This window comes from Pseudomonas sp. ANT_J28 (genome assembly GCF_008370005.1).
Classification (GTDB): Bacteria; Pseudomonadota; Gammaproteobacteria; order Pseudomonadales; family Pseudomonadaceae; genus Aquipseudomonas; species Aquipseudomonas frigoris.
The window spans coordinates 144,003-150,570 of the sequence record NZ_VOBM01000011.1; the positions used below are offsets into that span (position 1 = coordinate 144,003).

The 6,568-nt window shown below is 57.5% G+C and carries 7 protein-coding genes and 2 pseudogenes; 1 reads left to right on the plus strand and 8 read right to left on the minus strand.

Translation table 11 applies throughout. The annotated features are described in order from the left end of the window. Positions 1-6: 6 nt before the first annotated feature. The 3 genes from FQ187_RS10535 to FQ187_RS10545 all read right to left on the minus strand — a co-directional run bounded on the left by FQ187_RS10535 (position 7) and on the right by FQ187_RS10545 (position 2,744). Positions 7-633, minus strand: a complete 627-nt coding sequence (locus tag FQ187_RS10535; RefSeq protein ID WP_149629407.1) for a LysE family translocator — start codon at positions 631-633, stop codon at positions 7-9. A 79-nt stretch (positions 634-712) separates the two neighbouring features. Then, positions 713-2,062 (minus strand): NCS2 family permease, encoded by a 1,350-nt coding sequence (locus FQ187_RS10540; RefSeq protein ID WP_149629408.1) that lies wholly within the window; start codon positions 2,060-2,062, stop codon positions 713-715. A gap of 235 nt (positions 2,063-2,297) precedes the next feature. Beyond that, positions 2,298-2,744, minus strand: coding sequence for a MarR family winged helix-turn-helix transcriptional regulator (locus tag FQ187_RS10545; RefSeq protein ID WP_149629409.1), 447 nt, complete (start codon positions 2,742-2,744; stop codon positions 2,298-2,300). An 81-nt stretch (positions 2,745-2,825) separates the two neighbouring features. On the opposite strand from FQ187_RS10545, the gene FQ187_RS10550 reads away from it, so the two are divergent. Continuing rightward, positions 2,826-3,992 (plus strand): PLP-dependent aminotransferase family protein, encoded by a 1,167-nt coding sequence (locus FQ187_RS10550; protein ID WP_149629410.1) that lies wholly within the window; start codon positions 2,826-2,828, stop codon positions 3,990-3,992. A 90-nt stretch (positions 3,993-4,082) separates the two neighbouring features. Here FQ187_RS10550 and FQ187_RS10555 read toward each other — a convergent pair whose 3' ends face one another. The 5 genes and pseudogenes from FQ187_RS10555 to FQ187_RS10575 form a co-directional block, all read right to left on the minus strand. Then, positions 4,083-4,454, minus strand: a complete 372-nt coding sequence (locus tag FQ187_RS10555; RefSeq protein WP_149629411.1) for a glutathione S-transferase N-terminal domain-containing protein — start codon at positions 4,452-4,454, stop codon at positions 4,083-4,085. A 101-nt stretch (positions 4,455-4,555) separates the two neighbouring features. Continuing rightward, positions 4,556-5,101, minus strand: a complete 546-nt coding sequence (folE, locus tag FQ187_RS10560) for a GTP cyclohydrolase I FolE (protein ID WP_010456659.1) — start codon at positions 5,099-5,101, stop codon at positions 4,556-4,558. 22 nt (positions 5,102-5,123) lie between these two features. Then, positions 5,124-5,366: pseudogene (locus tag FQ187_RS30310) on the minus strand (site-specific integrase); the annotation flags it as partial. 94 nt (positions 5,367-5,460) lie between these two features. Beyond that, entirely contained in the window at positions 5,461-6,135 is a 675-nt protein-coding gene (locus tag FQ187_RS10570) for a polysaccharide lyase family 7 protein (RefSeq protein ID WP_149629412.1), read from the minus strand. A 246-nt stretch (positions 6,136-6,381) separates the two neighbouring features. After that, positions 6,382-6,568 (minus strand): annotated as a pseudogene (locus tag FQ187_RS10575) (IS4 family transposase); the annotation flags it as partial.

The window sequence follows — 6,568 nt, forward strand, 5'->3', positions numbered from 1 at the left end:
AAGACCTTAGCGGCTCAACAACGAAACCGCACCTGCACCACCAAACAACCCCGCACTCACCCGGTTAAACCAGCTCTGCCCCTTGCCACTGCGCAAATACCGCGCCGCACCATGGGCACCCAGCCCATAAGCCAACTTGCACAGCAAATCCAGCACGGTCCAGGTCGCAATCATCACCAGCAACTGCGGCAGGAACGGTTGCTCGGCACTGAGGAACTGCGGGAGGAAAGCGGCGAAGAACAGAATGTCTTTCGGGTTGCTGGCGCCCAACATGAACGCGCGCCCGAACAGTGCGCGAAAGCGTGGCACTGGCGCAGCCTGGGGCACTTCAGCGCCGTGGGAGGGCTGACGCGATTGTTGCCAGCTCTGCCAGGCCAGGTAGAACAGGTACAGCGCGCCGACGATCTTCAAGGCGCTGAACAACTGTTCCGATGCCAGCAGCAAGGCGCCCAAACCCAGCGCCGACGCACTGAGCAAGCAGATCGACGCAATCACGCCCCCCAGAAACGCCGGGTATGAACGACGCAAGCCGTAATTCAGACTGTTGCTGATCATTAGCAAAGACAGTGGCCCCGGGATCAGGATTACCACCAGCGCAGCGCCGCTGAACAGCAGCCAGGTTTCCAGACTCATCACTTTCCTCCATTTGCACAAAAGCCTCACCCGACGGGGTGAGGCTGTTTTGAAACACTGTTTTTGAAACGTAGACGGCTTACAAGAAAATGAACTTGGCGATGAAGATCGCGCAAAGCACCCACAGACTGATGGAAATTTCCTTGTGCTTACCGGTACAGGCTTTCAGTACCACATACGTGATAAAGCCCAGCGCGATGCCGTCGGCGACCGAGAAGGTCAGGGGCATCATGATCGCGGTAACGATCGCCGGAATGCTGTCGGTCGCTTCGTCCCATTCGATGTGCGCCATACCGCCCATCATCAGCATTGCCACATAAATCAGCGCACCGGCGGTTGCGTAAGCGGGGATCATGCCAGCCAGCGGTGCGAAAAACATTGCGGCAATAAATAGCACACCTACGGTCACGGCGGTAAGACCAGTCCGACCACCAGCGGCTACACCCGCGGCACTTTCCACGTAGCTGGTGACCGGCGGAACGCCGACCATCGCACCGAATACGCTGGAAGCACTGTCGGCTTTAAGGGCGCGGGAGAGGTTTTCGATCTTGCCATCCGCGTTCACCAGACCAGCCCGCTGGGCGACGCCCATCAGGGTGCCGGCGGTGTCGAACATGTGCACGAAGAGGAAGGCCAGCACTACGCTGATCATGCTGATGTTGAACACGCCGGCGATGTTCATGGCCATCCAGGTCGGCGCCAGGCTCGGCGGGGCGGACATGAGGCCCTCGTAGTGCACCAGGCCCAGGCCCCAACCCGCCAGCGTGACGGTGATGATGCTGATAAGAATCGCGCCAAACACTTTGTGGTAGCTGAGCACGGCGATCATCAGGAAGCAGATGGCGGCCAGCAGCGGGCCAGGTTCGCGCAGGGAGCCGAGCTTGATCAGGGTGGCCGGGCTGTCGACCACGATACCCGCGGTTTTCAATCCGATCAGCCCCAGAAACAGGCCCACGCCAGCACCCATGGCAAAGCGCAAACTCACCGGGATGCTATTGAGCAGCCATTCGCGAATCCGGGAAAAAGTTAGAAACATGAACAACACACCGGAAACAAACACCGCACCCAGAGCGGTTTCCCAGTTGTAACCCATGGTGCCGACCACGGTGTAAGTGAAGAAGGCGTTCAGGCCCATGCCTGGCGCCAGGCCGACCGGCCAGTTGGCATACAGACCCATCAACAGGCAACCCAGCGCGGCGGCGATGCAAGTGGCGACGAACGCGGCACCGTGATCGATCCCGGCGTCGGCCATGATGTTGGGGTTGACGAAGATGATGTAGGCCATGGTGATGAAGGTTGTCAGACCGGCAATCAACTCGGTCTTCACCGTGGTGCCATGCAAGCTGAGTTTGAAGATGCGCTCCAGCCAGCCATTGCGTAATGGCGGCGAGAGTTCCAGCGTCGGGGCTTCGGATTTGCGGCTTTCCACAGCGAGTACTCCTCAAGAGTTTTATTGTTATTTCCAGGGCCGGACCCATGAGGGTGGCAGCGACCCTTTGAGGTACTTGCGAATTTGTTGACCGCTTGGTCAGGAACTCGCACGAAGTGGATTATGCTTTTGTATACAAATAAAGCAAATAATGTTTTTGATTTTGTAGACGAAAAGTTTGTTGATCGGGATATATCGGCTATAGACGATCGTTCCCACGCAGGGCGTGGAACGATCAGCTTGGAAAGACCTGGGCTTTACCCAGCGCCAGATTCACCGCCAGCCACCCATTCACCGCCGTCTCCCCAGCCTCGGCAAACACCCGCTCCAGCAATTTCACCTGCTCACGCCGCAACGACTGCTCAAACCGCGCGCCATCGTCGGTGAGTTCCAGCAATCGCTTACGCTTGTCGGTCTCGGACGCGACGCTGTTCACCAGATGCATCTCCACCAACTGGCGCAGCGGAATGTTCAGCGCCTGCTTCGTCACCCCGAGCAACGCCAGCAACTCCTTGACGCTCAAGTTCGGGTAGCGCGCGATGAAAAACACAATGCGTTGATGCACCCGGCTCAAGCCACGACGCTCGAGCATTTCGTCGGCTTTCGCGGTGAACGCCTGGTAACCGAAGAAAAACGCTTCCATCGCTTGTTGCTGAGTGGCGGGGTTTTTAAGGTCAAGCATATTGACGTATCCGTTCGGTCTGTCGTAATTTCGGTCAATCAGTTTGACTCATTTTCCTCAGGCCTCGCTACCGGTGACCCCATGGCATTTTCCGAACGTGTCTCGCGCCTTAAAAGTTCTTTGATCCGTGAAATCCTCGCTGCCGCCCAGCGCCCGGAAGTGATGTCGTTCGCCGGCGGCTTGCCCGCCGAAGCCATGCTGCCCAAAGTCGAGTGGGCCGACATGCCGCTGTCCATGGGCCAATATGGCATGAGCGAAGGTGAGCCGGCGCTGCGTGAAGCGCTGGCAGCAGAGGCGCGGGCTCTGGGCGTACCCTGCGAGGCGAGTCAGGTGTTAGTGGTCAGCGGCTCCCAGCAAACCCTCGATCTGGCGGCCAAGCTGTACATCGACAAAGGCACCGAGATTTTGCTCGAGGCGCCGACTTATCTGGCGGCCTTGCAGATTTTTCAGCTGTTCGGCGCCGACTGCATCACTGTCCCGCTGGAGGCTGATGGCCCGAACCTCGCGCAGTTGCGTACTCGTCTGGAAAAACACCGTCCGGCGTTCATCTACCTGATCCCGACTTTTCAGAATCCTTCGGCCGTGCGCTACAGCGAAGCCAAGCGCGATGCCGTGGCAGCCTTGCTGGATGAGTTCAGCGTGACCTTGATCGAAGACGAGCCTTACCGCGAGCTGACTTTCGACGGTGGCAGCGCCACACCGATTGTCAGCCGGTTGAAAAAGGCCAGCTGGATCTACACCGGCACCGTGTCGAAAACCCTGTTGCCCGGATTGCGAGTCGGCTATCTGATCGCCAGTCCGGATCTCTTTCCTCACTTGCTGAAACTCAAGCAATCGGCCGACCTGCACACCAATCGCGTGGGCCAGTGGCAAGCGCTGCAGTGGATCGGTACCGACAAATTCCAGCATCACTTGAGCGAGCTGCGGGACTTTTACCGGGTTCGTCGGGACGCGTTCCAGTCAGCCTTGGAAACGCATTTTGCTGATTTGGCGGACTGGAATGTGCCGCAGGGCGGGCTGTTTTTCTGGCTGACTCTCAAGCAGCCGCTGGACACTTGTACGTTGCTCGAGGCTGCACTGGCAGCGGATGTGGCGTTCATGCCGGGCGAACCATTCTTCCCCGAACCTGACAGCAATCCGGGGCATTTGCGCCTGAACTTCAGTCACATCGACCCGGCACGGCTGGACGAAGGGCTCAAAAGGCTGGCAGTGGTGGTGTGTCAGGCCCAAGCAGCGAAAGCGGCTTGAGGCTACTGGTGCGAGAGGGTGCAAAAACAATTAAACCGGCCAATGGGCCGCCAATGGGCCGGTTTATTTTTATCCGAAATCTGTACGGCTTCAGGCGGCGGCAAACCGCTTGTCCAGGTAATCGATGATCACCTTGGACTCATACATCCAGGTCGTCTGGCCATTCTCTTCGATGCGCAGGCACGGCACCTTGACCTTGCCGCCCTGTTCCAGCAGGGCCTGACGATCCTGTTCGTTGTTCTTCGCGTCGCGCAGCGCCACCGGCACGTTCAAGCGGCGCAGGGTGCGGCGGGTTTTCACGCAGAACGGGCAGGCGTGGAACTGATACAGGGTCAGGTCCTTGGCGGCCGTCTCTACCTGAGCCTGAGCGGCGGCAGGGCGCTGCTTTTTGCCTGGGCGGGTAATGAAATCGATGAAGATGATCAGTTGGCCAAGGCCGACACGAAGCGCTTTAACGAACACGGTATAAGCCTCACAGGGGCAAACAGAAGGCGCGCAGCTTACCTGATTTTTCACAGGCGAAAAAAAACCGGCGATGAATGCCGGTTTTCTTCTGCTGCGAATTACTTGATCAGGCTGAGAAACTCGCTGCGGGTGGCCGCGTTTTCGCGGAACTCCCCCAGCATCACCGAAGTGATCATCGACGAATTCTGTTTCTCTACACCGCGCATCATCATGCACATGTGCTTGGCTTCGATCACCACTGCAACGCCCAGGGCGCCGGTGACTTGCTGGACCGCATCGGCGATCTGGCGGCTGAGATTTTCCTGGATCTGCAGGCGGCGGGCGTACATATCGACGATCCGCGCGACTTTCGACAGGCCCAATACCTTGCCGCTCGGGATGTAGGCGACGTGAGCCTTGCCGATAAACGGCAGCAGGTGGTGTTCGCACAGCGAGTAGAGCTCGATGTCCTTCACCAGCACCATTTCGCTGTTATCGGAGCTGAACAAGGCACCGTTGGTGACCTCTTCCAGTGTCTGTTCATAACCACGGCAGAGGTACTGCATGGCTTTGGCGGCACGTTTTGGCGTGTCGAGCAGGCCCTCGCGGGAGACGTCCTCGCCCAATTGGCCGAGAATCGCGGTGTAATTCTGTTCCAGTGTCACAGAGGCTGATTCCATACGGGTTTCAGAGGGGTACTGTTTCTGTCTGTACCAATTTTGTACCAATCAAGCTCTTTTCAAGCTTCCCGAGTTCGCCCCAGTCTGTGCTGGCGTTGATCCATCGGGTGTAGGTCGATAGCAACATCTGAACGCTATGACCGAGCTGAGTGGTAATAAACGCAGGGTTCATACCCGCCATGAGGCACATGGTAGCGTATGTGTGCCGGCAGTTGTATTGCCGGCGGGCGCGAAGCCCCAAATCGGTCATTTCGGGTCTGCGCATCCCGCTACACCCTGTCGCCAAAGTGCAGCAGTGATGCTTCCCTGAAGCCTGTTTTGCTCATCATGCCGAGCAGGTCGTATCAGGCGTGAGTGATAGACAGATCGCTGATAACGCAGACAGAACCGTCTAGCGGGTCCGTGGTGTCGGAGTAATCGATCTGGTTGTACACGCCACCGTGGAAGGCGAGTGTTTTCGTGTCCCAGGTGTTGTCGAGGCGCATGATCGCGGAAGTGGATTTGACGCCGTTACAACTAGCCGATACAGAGACGGCGCCGCTCGAGTTGGCGTGAATGTTGATTTTGAAAAGTGCACCGAGCGGCACGTTCTCCAAAATCGTCGAGTTGACCGGATCGTCCTGTAGGTAACTGGTTCGGAACCCCATGGTGATTTTTCCTTTGTTCCAGAACACCTTTACCGGAGGTCGCTCTGAATCCTTTACATGGATCTGGCCGATCACGACTTTTTGTAGCGAGTTGACCTTCGTCAGCCGCATTTCTTGTCGGTTCCAGTGGTCCGCTGCGCTGGAGAACAGCCAGTAACCTGGCTCCTTCCACTCGCAGCGGGTTCGTAGCGTGCTCTTGCTCGAGGCTCCAAGTGTCGGCGCCGTCATCTGCAGCGAACCATCGTCAAGCATTGAGATGACGTCGGGGCATTCGATCAGTGCACGCCAGCCGATGAGCTCAAGCGCAATCGGGTTGGTGTCGGAGATTGGAAGCGGGGTAGCGATGGGGAAGTTGCTGATGTCTACAGTCATGGTTTTTGCCTCAGTCCATTGATGTCGCTTTTTGCTCTGGTGAGCCTTGCGTTTGATGCAGGCCTACATCCCACTGCTCACTCGGTGAATGGGCAGAAGTGATGCTTGGCAGCTTCCGATCGATTTCCCGTTGGCTTGAATGAAAATATGGGTTTTCCCGTATTTTGTGTCAATAGGTATTCCCATATGTTATTTGGCGCCTATATTCCAGGTGCAAAAAAAGCCCGCGCTTGGCGGCAATGCTGTTCACTTAAGCGGAGCAGCCTTGCGGTTAACCGGATACCGGGTTTTAGACATCTTCACCGGCCTAGGCCTCGCAGGCCTGGGGCGTTTTACTATAAAGAGCACACCAATGCTGCCGCGAAGCTCGTCCAGGCGTCTTGGCGTGTGTGAGGGCGAGACCGCTCCGGCCATGACCACTAGATGGCTGGCG